Origin of the sequence: Tepidimonas thermarum, from assembly GCF_007556705.1 — a bacterium.
GTDB lineage: Bacteria > Pseudomonadota > Gammaproteobacteria > Burkholderiales > Burkholderiaceae_C > Tepidimonas > Tepidimonas thermarum.
In genome coordinates this window covers 1-15,811 of sequence record NZ_VJOL01000002.1, presented here as the reverse complement: position 1 = coordinate 15,811, position 15,811 = coordinate 1, and the positions used below count along the sequence as shown (strand labels likewise).

Annotated in this window: 21 protein-coding genes and 1 pseudogene; 11 read left to right on the top strand and 11 right to left on the bottom strand. The window is 67.9% G+C overall.

Features of this window, described 5'->3' with window-relative positions; all coding sequences use genetic code 11:
* The first annotated feature begins 2 nt into the window (after window positions 1-2).
* Window positions 3-929 carry a cation diffusion facilitator family transporter gene (locus Tther_RS00950; protein ID WP_143899949.1) on the top strand — a complete coding sequence of 309 codons (927 nt, stop codon included), beginning with the start codon at window positions 3-5 and terminating at the stop codon, window positions 927-929.
* 13 nt (window positions 930-942) lie between these two features.
* Window positions 943-1,392, top strand: a complete 450-nt coding sequence (dtd, locus tag Tther_RS00945; protein WP_143899947.1) for a D-aminoacyl-tRNA deacylase — start codon at window positions 943-945, stop codon at window positions 1,390-1,392.
* A gap of 37 nt (window positions 1,393-1,429) precedes the next feature.
* Here the strand turns inward: dtd and ybeY are convergent, their stop codons facing one another.
* A complete protein-coding gene (ybeY, locus tag Tther_RS00940) occupies window positions 1,430-1,891 on the bottom strand; it encodes an rRNA maturation RNase YbeY (RefSeq protein ID WP_143900111.1) in 462 nt (153 codons plus the stop codon).
* Window positions 1,892-1,896: 5 nt separating this feature from the next.
* Window positions 1,897-2,838: a PhoH family protein gene (locus Tther_RS00935; protein ID WP_143899945.1), complete on the bottom strand. Its 942-nt coding sequence runs from the start codon at window positions 2,836-2,838 to the stop codon at window positions 1,897-1,899.
* A gap of 35 nt (window positions 2,839-2,873) precedes the next feature.
* Here Tther_RS00935 and ruvA point away from each other — a divergent pair, with 35 nt between their 5' ends.
* Both ruvA and ruvB read left to right on the top strand, forming a co-directional pair.
* On the top strand, window positions 2,874-3,449 hold the full coding sequence (gene ruvA / locus Tther_RS00930; protein ID WP_143899943.1) for a Holliday junction branch migration protein RuvA: 576 nt from the start codon (window positions 2,874-2,876) through the stop codon (window positions 3,447-3,449).
* Between the two features lie 10 nt (window positions 3,450-3,459).
* Window positions 3,460-4,524 (top strand): Holliday junction branch migration DNA helicase RuvB, encoded by a 1,065-nt coding sequence (gene ruvB, locus Tther_RS00925; RefSeq protein WP_143899941.1) that lies wholly within the window; start codon window positions 3,460-3,462, stop codon window positions 4,522-4,524.
* 28 nt (window positions 4,525-4,552) lie between these two features.
* Here the strand turns inward: ruvB and Tther_RS00920 are convergent, their stop codons facing one another.
* Window positions 4,553-5,209 (bottom strand): histidine phosphatase family protein, encoded by a 657-nt coding sequence (locus Tther_RS00920; RefSeq protein ID WP_143899938.1) that lies wholly within the window; start codon window positions 5,207-5,209, stop codon window positions 4,553-4,555.
* A gap of 86 nt (window positions 5,210-5,295) precedes the next feature.
* Here Tther_RS00920 and Tther_RS00915 point away from each other — a divergent pair, with 86 nt between their 5' ends.
* Window positions 5,296-6,282 (top strand): chemotaxis protein, encoded by a 987-nt coding sequence (locus Tther_RS00915; protein ID WP_143899936.1) that lies wholly within the window; start codon window positions 5,296-5,298, stop codon window positions 6,280-6,282.
* A 43-nt stretch (window positions 6,283-6,325) separates the two neighbouring features.
* Here the strand turns inward: Tther_RS00915 and Tther_RS00910 are convergent, their stop codons facing one another.
* Genes Tther_RS00910 through Tther_RS00885 form a run of 6 tightly spaced genes read right to left on the bottom strand, consistent with a single transcriptional unit; the run spans window position 6,326 to window position 10,255 of the window.
* A complete protein-coding gene (locus tag Tther_RS00910) occupies window positions 6,326-6,970 on the bottom strand; it encodes a DUF4136 domain-containing protein (RefSeq protein ID WP_143899934.1) in 645 nt (214 codons plus the stop codon).
* A gap of 2 nt (window positions 6,971-6,972) precedes the next feature.
* The gene (ttcA, locus tag Tther_RS00905; RefSeq protein WP_143899932.1) at window positions 6,973-7,896 is read right to left on the bottom strand and encodes a tRNA 2-thiocytidine(32) synthetase TtcA; all 924 of its coding nucleotides are present in this window, start codon (window positions 7,894-7,896) and stop codon (window positions 6,973-6,975) included.
* 35 nt (window positions 7,897-7,931) lie between these two features.
* Complete coding sequence (locus tag Tther_RS00900) at window positions 7,932-8,315, bottom strand: dihydroneopterin aldolase (RefSeq protein WP_143899930.1); 384 nt, start codon at window positions 8,313-8,315, stop codon at window positions 7,932-7,934.
* The gene (locus Tther_RS00895) at window positions 8,312-8,725 is read right to left on the bottom strand and encodes a dihydroneopterin aldolase (protein WP_246098847.1); all 414 of its coding nucleotides are present in this window, start codon (window positions 8,723-8,725) and stop codon (window positions 8,312-8,314) included. Before Tther_RS00895 ends, Tther_RS00900 begins: the two co-directional genes overlap by 4 nt.
* The gene (locus tag Tther_RS00890; RefSeq protein WP_143899928.1) at window positions 8,722-9,525 is read right to left on the bottom strand and encodes an SDR family oxidoreductase; all 804 of its coding nucleotides are present in this window, start codon (window positions 9,523-9,525) and stop codon (window positions 8,722-8,724) included. The genes Tther_RS00895 and Tther_RS00890 overlap by 4 nt, the downstream gene beginning before the upstream one ends.
* Complete coding sequence (locus tag Tther_RS00885) at window positions 9,518-10,255, bottom strand: hypothetical protein (protein ID WP_143899926.1); 738 nt, start codon at window positions 10,253-10,255, stop codon at window positions 9,518-9,520. Before Tther_RS00885 ends, Tther_RS00890 begins: the two co-directional genes overlap by 8 nt.
* A 6-nt stretch (window positions 10,256-10,261) precedes the next feature.
* Here Tther_RS00885 and Tther_RS00880 point away from each other — a divergent pair, with 6 nt between their 5' ends.
* From Tther_RS00880 to trxC, 3 genes are all read left to right on the top strand, one after another.
* On the top strand, window positions 10,262-11,386 hold the full coding sequence (locus Tther_RS00880; RefSeq protein WP_143899924.1) for a class I SAM-dependent methyltransferase: 1,125 nt from the start codon (window positions 10,262-10,264) through the stop codon (window positions 11,384-11,386).
* An 11-nt stretch (window positions 11,387-11,397) separates the two neighbouring features.
* On the top strand, window positions 11,398-11,592 hold the full coding sequence (locus tag Tther_RS00875; protein WP_143899922.1) for a DUF2905 family protein: 195 nt from the start codon (window positions 11,398-11,400) through the stop codon (window positions 11,590-11,592).
* Between the two features lie 121 nt (window positions 11,593-11,713).
* Window positions 11,714-12,163, top strand: a complete 450-nt coding sequence (gene trxC, locus Tther_RS00870; protein WP_143899920.1) for a thioredoxin TrxC — start codon at window positions 11,714-11,716, stop codon at window positions 12,161-12,163.
* Here trxC and Tther_RS00865 read toward each other — a convergent pair.
* Window positions 12,160-13,494 carry a multifunctional CCA addition/repair protein gene (locus Tther_RS00865; protein WP_143899918.1) on the bottom strand — a complete coding sequence of 445 codons (1,335 nt, stop codon included), beginning with the start codon at window positions 13,492-13,494 and terminating at the stop codon, window positions 12,160-12,162. The two genes, trxC and Tther_RS00865, sit on opposite strands and share 4 nt — an antisense overlap.
* Before the next feature lie 12 nt (window positions 13,495-13,506).
* Window positions 13,507-13,836 (bottom strand): metal-sensitive transcriptional regulator, encoded by a 330-nt coding sequence (locus Tther_RS00860; protein ID WP_143899916.1) that lies wholly within the window; start codon window positions 13,834-13,836, stop codon window positions 13,507-13,509.
* Window positions 13,837-14,076: 240 nt separating this feature from the next.
* Between Tther_RS00860 and Tther_RS00855 the strand changes: the two genes are divergently transcribed.
* The 3 genes and pseudogenes from Tther_RS00855 to Tther_RS00845 form a co-directional block, all read left to right on the top strand.
* Window positions 14,077-14,670 carry a DUF302 domain-containing protein gene (locus Tther_RS00855; protein WP_143899914.1) on the top strand — a complete coding sequence of 198 codons (594 nt, stop codon included), beginning with the start codon at window positions 14,077-14,079 and terminating at the stop codon, window positions 14,668-14,670.
* Between the two features lie 41 nt (window positions 14,671-14,711).
* Window positions 14,712-15,485, top strand: coding sequence for an OmpP1/FadL family transporter (locus Tther_RS00850; protein ID WP_185974961.1), 774 nt, complete (start codon window positions 14,712-14,714; stop codon window positions 15,483-15,485).
* A gap of 123 nt (window positions 15,486-15,608) precedes the next feature.
* Window positions 15,609-15,811 (top strand): annotated as a pseudogene (locus Tther_RS00845) (IS256 family transposase); the annotation flags it as partial.

Genomic DNA, 15,811 nt, shown 5'->3' with positions numbered 1-15,811 from the left:
CCATGGCACCGATTTGGCAACGCCTGACCCCGCAGCGCCTGTTGGCGGCCTCGGTGGCCGTGGCGCTGTCGACGATTGCGCTCAAGACGCTGGCGTGGTGGCTCACCGACTCGGTGGGCTTGCTCTCCGACGCCATGGAGTCGGTGGTCAACCTGGCCAGCGCGATGTTTGGTTTGTGGATGGTCACGGTGGCGGCGCGGCCGGCCGACGATGACCACCCCTACGGCCACCACAAGGCGGAGTATTTTTCCTCGGGCTTCGAGGGGATTTTGATCATCGCCGCGGCGCTGGGCATCCTGTGGGCAGCCGTCAGCCGCCTGTGGGCGCCGCAGCCGCTGCAGCGCTTGGACTGGGGCTTGGCGCTGTCGGTGCTGAGCTCGGCGCTCAACGGCGGGCTGGCGTGGGTGATGCTGCGCGCCTCGCGCGTGCACCGTTCGATGGCGTTGGAGGCCGACGCGCGCCACCTCCTGACCGATGTTTGGACCTCGGCCGGTGTGGTGGTCGGCTTGGCACTGGCCTGGCTGAGCGGCTGGTTGTGGCTGGATGCGCTGGTGGCCATGGGCGTGGCCCTCAACATCGCGCGCGAGGGGGTGCACCTGCTGTGGCGCTCCACCCAGGGGCTGATGGACGAAGCGGTCGAGCCGGAGGTCCGCACCGCCATCGACGACGTGCTGGCGGGCTTTGCCCACCAGCGCAACGGCAGCGACATCATCCGCTTCGACCATGTGCACACGCGCAAGGCGGGCCAGCGCCGCTATGTGGACCTGCACATGCACATGCCCGCCAGTTGGACGCTGGGGCGGGCCGCTGCCTTGCGCACCAGTGTGGAGCAGGCCCTGATGAGCGCCGTGCCGGGCCTGCGCGCCACCATCCAATTGCTGCCCAGCGACGTCGAGGCGCACTTCGACGATCTGCACGACCTCAAATGACCCGGGCCTGGCGATGAAGGCGTTGTTGCAGCGGGTGCGCCAAGCGCGCGTGGACATCGGTGGCGCCACCGTGGGTGCCATCGGCCCCGGCCTGCTCGTGCTGCTGTGCGCCGAGCACGGCGACACCCCGGCGCTGGCCGAGCAGATGCTGGCCAAGATTCTGAAGCTGCGCATCTTTGCCGACGAGGCCGGCAAGATGAACCGCAGCGTGCAGGACGTGGGCGGTGGCCTGCTGGTGGTCAGCCAGTTCACCCTCGCGGCCGATGTGCGCGGCGGCAACCGGCCCAGCTTCACCGGGGCGGCCCCGCCCGAGGAGGGGGAACGGCTGTACGAACACTTCGTGGCGTCGGCGCGCCGCGCCCACCCGCAGGTGGCCACGGGGCGCTTTGGCGCCGACATGCAGGTCCACCTCGTCAACGACGGGCCGGTGACCATCCCGATCGAGCTGCGCGCGCGCGCCTGAGGCGCGCGCCGGCATGCCGGCGTGGCCCGGGGGTGCGTCAGCGCGCCGCGTACGGGTTGGCAAAACCCAGGCGCGCCAGGATCTCGATCTCGCGCGCCTCCATCGCCTCGGCGTCGGCCGCGCTGGTTTCGTGGTCCCAGCCCTGCGCGTGCAGGGCGCCGTGCACCAGCAAATGGGCGTAATGGGCCTGCAGCGGCTTGCCCTGCTCGGCGGCCTCGCGCGCCACCACGGGCGCGCACAGCACCAGGTCGGCCAGCACCACGGGCTCGTGCGCGTAGTCGAAGGTCAGCACGTTGGTGGCGTAGTCCTTGTGGCGGTAGTCGCGGTTGAGCGTGCGGCCCTCCTCGGCATCGACGATGCGCACGGTCAACTCGCCGGGGCGCTGCAGCGCGTGGCGCAGCCAGCGCGCCACGGCGTGGCGCGGCAGCGCGGCGCGGTGCGTGGCCACGCCGTCGAAGCGCGCGAACTGCAACGACAGGGTCAGCGGGGGCAGGGTCATGACGGTCATGCGGTGGCGGGTGGGCGTGCCTCGTAGGCGTCGACGATGCGTGCCACGAGCGGGTGGCGCACCACGTCGGCGCTGGTCAGGCGCGCAAAGGCGATGCCGCTGACCCGGCGCAGCACGCGCTCGGCGTCGATCAGGCCGGAGAGTTGCGAGCGTGGCAGGTCGATCTGGCTGATGTCGCCCGTGACCACCGCTTTCGACCCGAAGCCGATGCGCGTCAAAAACATCTTCATTTGCTCGGGCGTGGTGTTTTGCGCTTCGTCGAGGATGACGAAGGCGTGGTTGAGCGTGCGCCCGCGCATGAAGGCCAGCGGCGCGATTTCGATTTGCTGGCGTTCGAGCGCCTTTTGCACCGCCTCGAAGCCCATCAGGTCGTACAGCGCGTCGAACAGTGGGCGCAGGTAGGGGTCCACCTTGGCGGCCAGATCGCCGGGCAAAAAGCCCAGCCGCTCGCCCGCCTCCACCGCCGGACGCGTCAGCACCAGCCGCTGCACCGCGCTGCGCTGCAGGGCATCGACCGCGCACGCCACGGCCAGGTAGGTCTTGCCCGTGCCCGCCGGGCCGATGCCAAAGGTGATGTCGTGGCCGGCGATGGCGGCCAGGTAGCGCGTCTGGTTGGCGGTGCGGCCGCGGATCTCGCCGCGGCGCGTCTGCAGCACGGGAGCGGCCGGGTCGGCCGTGGACTGGGGGCTGTCGCCGGCCAGCATCAGCTGCACCGTTTCGGCCGAGACGGGGTCGCGCGCGATTTCGTAGATCGCTTGCAAGACCTCCAGCGCCTGGACGGCGGCGGCCTTGCGGCCTTCGATGCGAAAGTGCCCGAAGCGGTGCCCGATGCGCACCTGCAGCGCGGCCTCGACCGTGCGCAGGTGCTGGTCCATCGGGCCGCACAGGTGCGACAGCCGCGTGTTGTCGGGCGGGGTGAAGGCGTGGCGCAGGATCAAGCCGATAATCCTTAGGCAGCAAGGACGAAACCCCAATGATAGGCAAACTCACCGGCACCCTGTTGGACAAACAGCCGCCGCAAATCCTGCTCGACTGCCACGGCGTGGGCTACGAGGTGGAGGTGCCCATGAGCACCTTCTATGGCCTGCCCGCCACGGGCGAGCGCGTGGCGCTGCTGACGCACCTGGTGGTGCGCGAGGACGCGCACGTGCTGTTTGGCTTTGCCACGGCGGCCGAGCGCGCGGCGTTTCGCGCCTTGATCAAGATCAGCGGGGTGGGGCCGCGCACGGCGCTGGCGCTGTTGTCGGGCCTGAGCGTGGCCGAGCTGGCGCAGGCGGTGGCGACGCAGGAGGCGGGCCGGCTGGTCAAGATCCCGGGCATCGGCAAAAAGACCGCCGAACGGCTGCTGCTGGAGCTCAAGGACAAGCTGGCGCCGGTGTTGGCGCCGCAGCCGGCCGCGCCGGCCGACGACGTGCAGGCCGACATCCAACAGGCGCTGCTGGCGCTGGGCTACAACGAGCGCGAGGCGGCCGCAGCGCTCAAGGCGCTGCCGGCCGGTGTCGGCGTGAGCGAAGGCATCAAGCTGGCGCTCAAGGCGCTGGCCAAGTGAGGGGGTGGCGGTGAGCATTCAGACCGATGATTTCGATTTTGCGCCACGGCAGCGGCTGGTGTCGGCCGCGCCCGAATCGCCGCGCGAGGAGGCGCTGGAGCGCGCCCTGCGCCCCAAGGGACTGACCGAATACGTCGGGCAGGCCAAGGTGCGCGAGCAGCTCGAAATCTTCATTGGCGCGGCCAAGCAGCGCGGCGAGGCGCTGGACCACGTGCTGCTGTTTGGCCCGCCGGGGCTGGGCAAGACCACGCTGTCGCACATCATCGCGCACGAGCTGGGCGTCAACCTGCGCCAGACCAGCGGCCCGGTGCTGGAAAAACCCAAGGACCTGGCAGCGCTGCTGACCAACCTCGAACCCAACGATGTGCTGTTCATCGACGAGATCCACCGCCTCTCGCCGGTGGTGGAGGAAATCCTCTACCCGGCCCTGGAGGACTACCAGATCGACATCATGATCGGCGAGGGGCCGGCGGCGCGCTCGATCAAGCTCGACCTGCAGCCCTTCACGCTGGTGGGGGCCACCACCCGCGCCGGGATGCTGACCAACCCGCTGCGCGACCGCTTTGGCATCGTGGCGCGGCTGGAGTTCTACACGCCCGAGGAGCTGGCCCGCATCGTGACGCGCTCCGCCGGGCTGTTGAGCGCGCCGATCGAGGCCGACGGGGCGCTCGAGATCGCGCGCCGCTCACGCGGCACGCCACGCATCGCCAACCGGCTGCTGCGCCGGGTGCGCGATTACGCGCAGGTCAAGGGCCGCGGCACCATCACGCGCGACATCGCGCAGCGCGCCTTGGCGATGCTGGACGTCGACCCGATTGGCCTGGACCTGATGGACCGCAAGCTGCTGGAGGCGGTGATCCACAAGTTCGACGGCGGCCCCGTGGGGCTGGACAACATCGCGGCCAGCATCGGGGAAGAGGCCGGCACGATCGAAGACGTCATCGAGCCCTACCTGATCCAGCAGGGCTATCTGCAGCGCACGCCGCGCGGGCGCTGCGCGACGCTGGCCGCGTATCGCCACCTCGGGGTGGCGGCGCCGGCGTCGGCGCAGGGGCTGTTCGACGACCCGGCGTGAGGTGCCGCTGGCCAGGCGCTTGCTGAGGTTACGCTGCGGCCTGCTCGTCGCGCGGGCCGGCCTCGTCGGCTTCTTCCAGGTGGCGCGTGTCGCCCCAGGACAGCAGGGCAAAGCCGCCGTCGCGGCTCCAGAGCACGCGGTGGATGGCGGCGTTGCCCATGGCCCAGGCCCGCGGCGCCTGCAGGTCCACGTGCGCCGCGGCCCGGTACAGGATGTCGAGCACGCCGCCGTGCGCGACCACGGCGATGGCCTGGCCCAGGTGGCGCGCCGCCAGCGCGGCAAAAGTGCCCTCGACCCGCTCGCGCAGCGCGCGCAGCGACTCGCCCCCGGGCGGGGCGAAGTCTGGCTCGCGCGCTTTCCAGGCGCGCACCACGTCCGGGTGCTCGCGCTCCAGCTCGGCCCAGGTGCGGCCCTGGAAGGCGCCAAAGCAGCGCTCGCGCAGCCCGGTGTCGGTCTGCAGCGGCAGGCCCTGCGCCTGCGCCAGCGGCTCAGCCGTCTGGCGCGCGCGGCTGAGGTCGCTGCTGTAGACGGCGGCCAGCGGCTCGTGGCGCAAGGCCTCGGCGACGCGCTGCGCCTGCCAGCGCCCGGTGTCGTTGAGCGGGATGTCGAGCTGCCCCTGGATGCGGGCGTCACGGTTCCAGGCGGTTTCGCCGTGGCGGATGGCGAGAATGCGGGTGGCGTGCATGGGGGCTTGCGCGGTGGGGCTTTGATCCTAGAATGGTAGCGTTTGGGTTCCACGCCCGCCCCTTCACCTCCTTACCAGGTCGCCCCATGAGCAGCAGCGCCTTTCAAAAAGAAGTCGACGAACGCACCAACCTGACCGGCTCCAACAAGTTCGAGATGCTGCTGTTTCGTCTCGGCAAGGCGCCTGGCGCCCAGCAGTCGGAGCTCTTTGGCATCAACGTGTTCAAGATCCGCGAGATCGTGGCCATGCCGCAGATCACCGCGATGGCGGGCGCGCCGCAGCACGTGCTGGGCATGGTCAACCTGCGCGGGCAGGTCATCCCGGTCATCGACCTGCCCTCGGTGATCGGTTGCGTGCCGGAGACGGGCCTCAACCTCATGCTGGTGACCGAGTACGCGCGCTCCACGCAGGGGTTTGCGGCCGAGGCGGTGGAGGACATCGTGCGGCTCGACTGGAACCAGATCCTGGCAGCCGACCACACGGCGTCGGTGGCGCGCGGGCTGGTGACCAGCATCGCCCGCATCGACGACGGCCAGGGCGGCACCCGGCTGGTGCAAATCCTGGACGTCGAGTCGATCCTGCAAAAGGTCATGCCCAGCGAGCAGGTCGAGGTCAAGCAGGACCAAATCGGCCCCGCAGTCAAGATCCGGCCGGGCTCGGTGGTGCTGGCGGCAGACGATTCCTTCGTCGCGCGCAGCATGATCGAGGCCGAGCTCAAGGCGTTGGGCCTGCCGTTCATCATGACCAAGTCCGGCCAGGAAGCCTGGGCCACGCTGCAGGAGATCGCCGCCGACGCGCGCGCCAAGGGGCAGCCGATCCAGGAGCGCGTGGCGGTGGTGCTCAGCGACCTGGAAATGCCCGAGATGGACGGCTTTACCCTCACGCGCAACATCAAGGCCGACCCGGTGCTGCGCGCCATTCCCGTGGTGATCCACTCGTCGCTGACCGGCGACACCAACGAACGCCACGTGCAGCGTGCCGGGGCCGATGCCTACGTGGCCAAATTTGCCGCCAAGGAGCTGGCCGATGCGTTGCGCCAGGTGCTGGCGGGGGCGGTGGCGGCGGCCGCTTGAGTGCTGAGCTGCGGCGCGGCTGAGGGTGGGCGGGCGGCGCGGTTTAGCGCGGCTGCTCGATGACCACCCGGCGCGGCCCTGGCGGTGGGGTCGGAAAGCCGTCGAGCGCGGCTTGCAGCAAAGCCCGCCACAGCGCCGGGCTGTCGGACCACGGGCCGTCCTGGGTGGCGCTGGCCTCGTACACCACCTCGCCGGTGCGGCGGTCGCGCACCGTCAGCGCCACGTCGCGCACGTAGTAGGGCGGGCGCAGCGACCATTGCAGGCCGATCGAGCTGACCACGCCGCGGCCGACCACGACCTGTCCGTAGGGCATCCAGCCCGGGCGCGGCTCGGGCGCATCCCACGGGGCGTAGGGGTATCGGACCGAGCGCGCCACCAGCTGCACGCCCCAGGGCACGGCGCTGGTGGCCGCCCCCGCGGCGGCGTCGGCGCGCTGCAGGCCGTGGCCGGCCAGCACCTCGGCGGCGATGGCCTCCAGCGCCTCTTGCTCGCGCGCCGCCTCGGCGGTGCGCTGCGACGGCAGGCGCTCGAACACATAGCGTTGACCGGCCAGCGCCACGCTCGGCTGTGGCCAGGCGGCGGCGCTGCGCACGGTGTGCTCCAGCCGCAGCGTGCTGGCGCAGCCCGCCAGCAGCAGGGCGCCCAAGCAGGTGGCGACACTGCGCAGCCAGCGGGCGCTGCGCTCCATGGTCAATCCTCCTCGGGCGTGAGCGCAAACACGCGCCGCGTCGCAGCGCCGTGGCGGGGGGCGGCGTCCTCGTCCGCCGCCAGTGCCGCGGCGGCGGGCAGCTCCTCCTCATCGAAGGCCAGGTCGCCATCGGCTTGCGGCCGGCCGCTGGCGCGCACGCCGGCAAAGTCGTACAGACCGCGGTCCATCAGGTGGCTGGGCACGACGTTTTGCAGCGCTTTGAGCATGTTGTCCACGCGGCCAGGGAAGCGCTTGTCCCACTCGCGCAGCAAGTCCCCCACCTGCTTGCGCTGCAGGTGTTGCTGGCTGCCGCACAGGTTGCAGGGGATGATGGGGAATGCGCGCACCTGCGCCCAGCGGATCAGGTCCTTCTCGGGCACGTAGGCCAGCGGGCGTATGACGACGTGCTCGCCGTTGTCGCTGACCAGCTTGGGCGGCATGCCCTTGAGCTTGGCGCCGAAAAACATGTTGAGCAGCAGCGTCTGCAGGATGTCGTCGCGGTGGTGGCCCAGCGCGATCTTGGTGGCGCCAAGCTCGCGCGCCACGCGGTAGAGGATGCCGCGGCGCAGCCGGCTGCACAGGCTGCACATGGTCTTGCCCTCGGGGATCACCTTCTTGACGATGGAGTAGGTGTCCTGCGTCTCGATGTGAAAGGGGATGCCCAGCGTGCGCAGGTAGTTGGGCAGCACGTCGGCCGGAAAACCCGGCTGGCGCTGGTCGAGGTTGACCGCGATGAGCTCGAAGCGCGCCGGCGCGCGGCGCTGCAGCCGCATCAGGATGTCGAGCAGCGAGTAGCTGTCCTTGCCGCCCGAGAGGCAGACCATGACGCGGTCGCCGTCCTCGATCATGCGGTAGTCGTCGATGGCCTGCCCGACCAGGCGGCACAGGCGCTTTTCCAGCTTGCGGTTTTCAAACGCGACGTCCATGGGACGCGATTGTCCCGCAAACGGCGCGGCCGCGCTCACCACTGGCCGCATTCCATGCGGATGGCGACCTCGCAGTCGTCGAAGATTTCCAACTTGGCGATGCGCACGCGCACCCCGATCACCCCGGGCAGCTGCATGAGCCGGTGGGAGAGCTTGCCGATCAGGCTCTCCAGCAGGTTGACGTGCTCGGCGGTGCACTCGTCGATGATGATCTGGCGCACCTTGCGGTAGTCCAGCACGTGGGAGATGTCGTCGTCGTGCGGCAACAAGGGCTGCGGGCCCTGGTTGAGCTCGGCATCCACCTGGATCGGCTGCGGGCCTTGGCGCTCGTGGTCCAGGATGCCCAGGTTGGCGTTGAAACGCAAGCCCGTGAGGGTCAGGATCTGCAGCCCTTGTTGCGGGGCTGGATTGTGCTTCACGTGGGAGTCCTAGTGTTGAGTCTAAATACCTCGACCCCGACGGTTTCGCAGTCTGGATACACGTCTGGTTTGGAGGTGGACAACCGCACCGCAAACACTCGTGGGTGTTTGAGCAGCTCAGTCGCCAGCGCGTCGGCCAGCGTCTCCTGCAACGTGATGTGTCTGCCTGTAGTCAGGCGGGCGACTGACTCCCGCACGTAATCATAATCCACAACCTCATGCAGTGCGTCATGGCGCGGGGTAGATGAATCGTACGGTACGTAGAGATCGACATCAATCCAGACGCGTTGTGGCGCGTGCTTTTCAAAATCGTGCGCGCCCATATTCACCATCACTTCGTGACGACGAATGAATAATTTTCGACATGTGAGCAGCCAGTGCAAATCCTGCGGCATCGAAAGGGTATTCATAGGGGATCCGAAGCAGTATTGCCGAGCAAATCCTCGACGACAAACATCACGTCCCGCTCAAGCGGGACAAGGTGTTGTCCGTTGTCGACGGCAATTGTGATGCCGGTGATAGATGGGGTTTGGGCCAAAAACAGTGCAGTCTGGGCAACATCGGTGGGTGAAGTAGGCCGCCGCAGCAGGTTGACGCGGCTGGCTTTGTGCCAATTCTCTGTGCTTTGCGGGCCACTTTCGTAAAGAAGTCCAGGGGCCAGTCCGCAGACGCGCGTGTGAGGTGCTAGTGCCTGTGCCTGCAGTACTACAGCGCGTTCCAGAGCTAATTTAGAGACTGTGTAGCTGAAATAGTCGGGATTTAGGTTGAGTACCTTTTGGTCGAGTACATGGATCACAAACCGCGAGGCGTTGTTGCTTTTTGGCTCAACGGGTTGTTTGGCCACCAGTGTAGCCAAAATTAAGGGTGCTAGTAGGTTGACTTCGAGTTGACGGCGCGCCAGAGTGGGCTCCCATGCCAAACCGGAGTCGGGCTCAAACAGCGAGGCATTGTTGATCAGTCCGTCTATCGGACCAAAACGGTTGAGTATGTGTTCGAAAAGGCATTTCCTCTGCTCGTCATCGGCTAAATCGGCTTGCACCACGTCGATGCGCATTCCCACTGCGCTGAGCCGCTGCTGCAGCGCTTCGGCTTCGATTCTTGAGCGATTGCAATGGCACAGCACGTGCCAACCAGCGGCACCAAAGGTTTGGCAGAACACCGCACCGAGTCGTAGCGCGCCGCCAGTGATCAGTACTCGTTGGTCAGCCACGGTGAGCCTCTATCATGCCCCGAATGAAAAACGCCAAATCTTGTGCAAAGTACAAGCGCCGGGCGGGATCGAGCAGGAAGTCTTCATGGAGCGTACGCGTGAGCACAAGCCCAGTCGCGCCGTTGCGGTGTTCGGGAGCTTCGTTGAGTGCGTAGCCTTCGCGCAGCGCGCCATCGAGGCAAGATTGTAAAGACGATGAGCACCGGAAGTAGTCTGCGGCATGGGCTAGGTCGCAGGCGTGTGGAAGCAGAATGACCAGGTTGACTTTGTTGATGTTGAGCTCGACGATGAAGTGTAGAATGTCTACCCCTGCGCCAGGGGTCGGGTGCCGTACGCGGTAGTCAGCGCAGCAGCCGCTGGTCCTGGTTTGTAGTTTTGGCAGCCAGCCCGCTGGCTCGAAAGGGCGAGCGTTAAAATTCTCGCGCAGGGCGGTGGGAATGTCCTCGTTCAGGACCGTCTGCGTCAGGCTCTTGAGTCGGCGCAGCCCGCCGTCGCCAAACACGACGGCCACCACCATGAGGCCCACGGGTAGGCCAACTGTCATCACGGTAATGCCTGCCGTGATGGAATCTTTGTCGAGCGTCAGCATGCCAACGGCCAGCAGTCCGAGTGCATTGGCCAGGGTGAATAGCAAGATGATGGCTAGCCCCACTTTGGCCCAGCGGGGCAGGGCCAACAGTTTGAGCCAGCGGATTATGTCGTTCGACAGTCGCGCGTTGTCTTGGAGCATGGTGAGATGTCGTGGGGGTCCGACGCAGACGATCTGGAAATAGCGATTCGGCATGCCGCTGCCGCATCGGGTGAATGGTTGAGTTTTGAGCGATTTATGGCGCTTACGCTGTACCACCCGCGAGGAGGCTATTATGCGAGCGAACTCCCCATCTTTGGCCCAGGGCTTGCTGACGGCAGCGACTTCGTCACCGCGCCGGAACTCGCGCCGCGCTTTGGCGCGACACTGGCGCGCCAGGTGGGGCAGGCGCTCGCGGCCACGGGGACGTGCGCGGTGTGGGAGTTTGGCGCCGGCAGTGGCGCGCTGGCGGCGCAGGTGCTGGCAGCGCTGGACGCCGCCGCGCCCGCGGGTGCAGCGCCGGTGCGCTACCACATCGTCGAACTCTCGGCCGCTCTGCGCGCGCGCCAAGCCGCGCGGCTGGCGCCCTGGGGCGAGCGCGTGACCTGGCACGACCAACTGCCCGCGGTGCTGGAGGGGGTGGTGATCGGCAACGAGGTGCTCGACGCCATGCCGGTGACCCTGCTGCACCGCCACGGCGGTGTGTGGCACGAACGCGGCGTGGCCTGGGATGCGGCCGCAGCCCGCTGGGTGTGGGCCGACCGCCCCACCGATCGCCGGCCGCCGCTGGACATTGCCGGCACGCACGACTACCTCACCGAGATCCACCCGCAGGCCGAGGCCTTCGTGCGCACCGTGGGTGAGCGGCTGCGCCGCGGCGCAGCATTTTTCATCGATTACGGCTTTCCCGAGCACGAGTACTACCATCCCCAGCGCGCCATGGGCACGCTGGTGTGCCACCGGGCGCACCGCACGGACGCCGACCCGCTGGTCGATGTCGGGAGCAAGGACATCACCGCCCATGTCAATTTCACCGGCATCGCGCTGGCGGCGCAAGAGGCCGGGCTGGAGGTGTTGGGCTACACCAGCCAGGGGCGGTTCTTGCTCAACGCCGGGCTGCTCGGGGACGGTTGGGACGCGCTGCCCGTGGCCGAGCGGGCCATGGCCCTGAAGCTGGTGCACGAGCACGAGATGGGCGAGCTGTTCAAGGTCATCGGCCTGGCGCCGCCCGCCAGCAGCCGGGGGTGGGTGCCGCTGGGTTTTGCGCATGGCGATCGCACGCACACCCTTTGAGGGGAGGCACCATGACCCGCTGGATGATCGTGATTTTTCTGGCGCTGGTGCTCATCAGCTGGATGACGCCGCTGTTGCGCCGTTTGGGCTTGGGTCGCCTGCCGGGGGATTTGCATTTCCGCTGGTTCGGGCGGGAATGGTTCATTCCGCTGACCAGCACCATCCTGCTCAGCCTGCTTGCTTCGGCCATTGCACGCTGGGTTTGAGCCTGGGCGCGGGGTTTGAGTGCGGGCGCGGGCTGTCGGTACCCGTGTGGGTATGCCTTGAAAATGGCCGCCAGCGTCGCCACATGCCAGGCAACGCTTGCTTACCGTCCGGAGTCGTTTCATGAGCGCCGAATCCCTGCACATCGTTTGTCCGCACTGCCACACCACCAATCGCGTCCGCGCCGACCAGCTGGGTCAGGCGCCCGACTGCGGACGCTGCCACCGACCGTTGTTCGAGGGGCATCCGATCGCGTTGGACGCCGAGGCCTTCGAGCGCCATGTCGGCCGCAACCAGATCCCGGTGTTGGTGGACTTTTGGGCCCCGTGGTGCGGGCCGTGCCGCATGATGGCGCCGGCGTTCGAGGCGGCGGCGCGTCAGCTCGAGCCGCATGTGCGGCTGGCCAAGGTCAACACCGAGGAGGAGCCCGGTTTGGCGGCGCAGTTTGGCATCCGCAGCATTCCCACCCTGGCGCTGTTCGTCGGCGGGCGCGAAGTGGCGCGCCAGGCCGGGGCCATGGGGCAGGGCGATATCGTGCGCTGGGTGCAGGCGGCGCTGGCGCAGGCGCGTTAAGCGCCGGGGGGATCCGCGGCAGCCCCGCCGCCCAGCGCCGCGGCCACCGCCTGCGCCCGCGCATGCGCGATGGCGGCGCCGATGCGCGGGCCCAGATCGCGCGCGGCGGGGTGACGTTGGCGCTCCTGCTGGGCAATGGCGGCCGTGTCCACCGCCAACGCGGCGCGCAGTGCGGTGCGCAGCCGTGCCGCCTGCGGATAGGGGCGCGCCTCGTGGTGCAGGCGGCCACGTGCGTCGCATTCGCACGCCAGCAGCACCTGATCAAAGCGCTCGGGCCGGCGCAGGGCGTCGCAGCGCTCCAGCAGCCGCAGGGTGGCGGCGGGGCTTAGCGTGTCGCAGCGGTGGATGTGGCCGTGTTCACGCGCCACCACCTCGGCCAGCTCGTGGCATTCGCGTGGCACGCGCCAGCGGGCGCTGACGGCGCGCAGCAACGTCACGCTGCGCTGCTCGTGCCCGATGTGGCGCGGCAGGACGTCGCGCGGCGTGGTGCCCTTGCCCAGGTCGTGGCACAGGCAGGCGTAGCGCACCGGCAGCGGCGCCCGCAGCCGCGCCGCCATGTCCAGCACCATCGCCAGGTGCACGCCGGTGTCCACCTCGGGGTGGTAGTCGGCGCGCTGGGGCACGCCCCACAAGCGGTCGACCTCCGGCAGCAGCACGCGCAGCGCGCCGCAGTCGCGCAGCACGGCCAGCATGCGCGAGGGGCGCTGTTCCATCAGCCCCCGCGAGAGTTCCTGCCACACCCGCTCTGGCACCAGGTGGTCCACCTCGCCGTGCGCCACCATGGCGCGCATCAGCGCCAGGGTTTCGGGCGCCACCGCAAAGTCCGGCCAGCGCGCCGCAAAGCGCGCCATGCGCAGGATGCGCACCGGGTCCTCGGCAAACGCGGGGGTGACGTGCCGCAACACCCGCGCCTGCAGGTCACGCCGGCCGCCGTAGGGGTCGACCAGCCGGGGATCGTTCGGATCGAACGTGCCATCGGGGCGCAGGGCCGCGATGGGCAGCGCCATGGCGTTGATGGTCAGGTCGCGCCGCGCCAGGTCTTGTTCGAGCGTCACCCCCGGATCGGCGCAAAAGGCAAAGCCGTGGTAGCCACGCGCGGTTTTGCGTTCGGTGCGCGCCAGCGCGTATTCCTCGCGCGTGACGGGGTGCAAAAAGACCGGGAAATCCCGCCCCACGGGCACGAAACCCTGGGCCACCATGGCCTCAGGGGTGGCGCCCACCACCACCCAGTCGCGGTCGGCGTGCACGTGCCCATCCGCATGCCGGTGCGCCACATGAAAGTGGCCCAGCAGGCCGTCACGGACTGCACCGCCGACCAGGTAAATGTCCACCGCAGAGGAGTGTCAGGCGTATTTTTCCAGGATGCGCGTGGAGCGCTCGACCTCGCGCAGCGTCTCGTCGTCCGACACCGCCACCGACTCCATGACGGAGCAGGCCATCATGCGGAAGAACGCCTTGTCCATGGCTTTGCGCGCGGCCGACATTTGCTGGGCCACGTCTTCGCACGGGCGACCGGACTCCACCATCTCGATCAGGGCGCGCACCTGCCCTTCGATACGCTTGAGGCGGTTGACCACGTCGCGCTGGTGCTCGCTGCGGTAGCGCGACGGTGTGCCCTCGTGGCAGGGGGCGTTGGCGGGTCGGCTGCCAGCGGTGGTGGCGGATTCGTTCATGGCGACGGCCTTTCGGTGCAGGGTCAAGCCCCAAGTGTGCCAAAAATCGGTGCCGTTGGCTGTGCACTTTGCCCGCCCCCGCGATCGCAGACCCGGCTACCGAGACCTTCGATCGTTTGCCAACACCCTACCCCCTAGGGTTATTGCCGATGGCGGGTGGCCATGCCGGGTGCTACGCTGCGCGGGACTTGACAAATATCAAGCCCATCAGTGCCCGCAGGGGCGGAGGAGTAGCGCGAGATGAAACCGATACATCGCACAGCAACATGGCGGCGCGGCCTGGCCGCGCTGGCGTTGGTGGCCACCACGGTCGCCACGTCGGGTTGCGGCACACTGGCCACCATCGGCAAGCTGGAGGACGGTGCCGGCGCGGAAGCGATGCGGATGTGGGACCGCTGGATCGAGGGTGAGGGCGACATCGCCGTGGCCACCACCTGGGAGCGCAAGGTCAAGCCCGGCCTGAGTGTTGAGGATGTCGAGCAGATCATCAAGATGGTGGCCACCGAGCACAACATCCGCGACGTTGGCACGCTGCCCTTGTCCAAGGAGCTCGAAGCCCGCAGCGGCAAGAAGGAGCCGGTGCTGACCATCTACCAGTTCTGCAGCCCCACGATTGCGCGCCACATGGCGGACTTCAGCCCGGCCATGTCGGCCTACATGCCGTGCCGGGTCTCGCTGGTGGAGCGTCCCGACGGGCTGTACCTGTACACGCTCAACATGGACATGATGGTCAAGATGGGCCGCAAGCTGCCCTCGCCGCTGAAGGAGGAGGCCTGGAGCGTGCGCGAGGCGATGTACCAGATCATCGATCGGGCCGCCCGGGGTGAGTTTTGATGGCTGGACCCACCACCCACAACACTGCAGAGGAGAACCCCATGAAAACATGCAACCGCGCACCCCGGCGCGCCATCGCCGCTGCCGCGCTGCTCGCCGCGGCGCCGGCCGTCTGGGCCACCAACGGCTACTTTCCGCATGGTTTTGGGCTCAAGGCCAAGGGCATGGGCGGGGTGTCGATCGCACTGGCACAGGACGGCTTTGCCGGCGTCAACAACCCGGCCGCGGCGGCATTTGCCGGCAATCGCTGGGATGTGGGGGCCGAAATCTTCCGGCCCTACCGTGACGCGCAGTTCGTCGGCCAAACGCCGGTGGTGGAAAGCGGTCGCACCGCGTTTCCGATCCCGGAGTTTGGCTACAACGTGCAACTCTCGCAGCGCTTGGCGTTTGGCGTGACGGTCTATGGCAACGGCGGCATGAACACCTCGTACGCGCCGTTTCCCAACGGGGTCAACCTGTTGGGCGGGCAGGGCAAGCTCGGTGTCGATCTGATGCAGCTGATCGTGGCCCCGACCTTGGCCTACCAGGTCGCTGACGGGCATGCGCTGGGGGTGTCGCCGCTGCTGGTGCTCCAGCGTTTCGAAGCGTATGGCGTGCAGGCGTTTGCGGGCATGTCGCAGTCGCCGGGCAACGTCAGCAACCGTGGCAAAGACACCAGCACGGGCATCGGCATCCGGTTTGGGTATTTCGGCAAGCTCGGGGATCGTGTTTCGGTTGGGGCGTCGTATTCGCCCAAGACCAACATGGGGCGCTTTGACAAATACCAGGGTTTGTTCGCCGGCAGCGGGGACAGTTGTGTATCGTTCTTTCTGTAAATTCCATTTTGCCGGTTGTCTGCTGGGCGGGGATCTCCGGCGCTACGCGCCTACGCTCCCCGCCCAGCAGACAGCGCGAGGGTGGGTCTGACGCCATGACTTCGAGAAAGGAGTGTAACCCTCATGGCAATACGAGTCGAAACCAACCCCTTGGAAGCCGCTTATGCGATCTTGCTCGAGAACGGACTGGATGGCGCCGGCGAGGCCCTGCGCATTCTCGTCAATGAAGCCGCCAAGATCGAGCGCGCCGAGTATCTCGGCGCCCGTCCCTACGAGCGCTCCCCGACCCGGCGCGACTACGCCAACGGCTTCAAGCCCAAGACCAT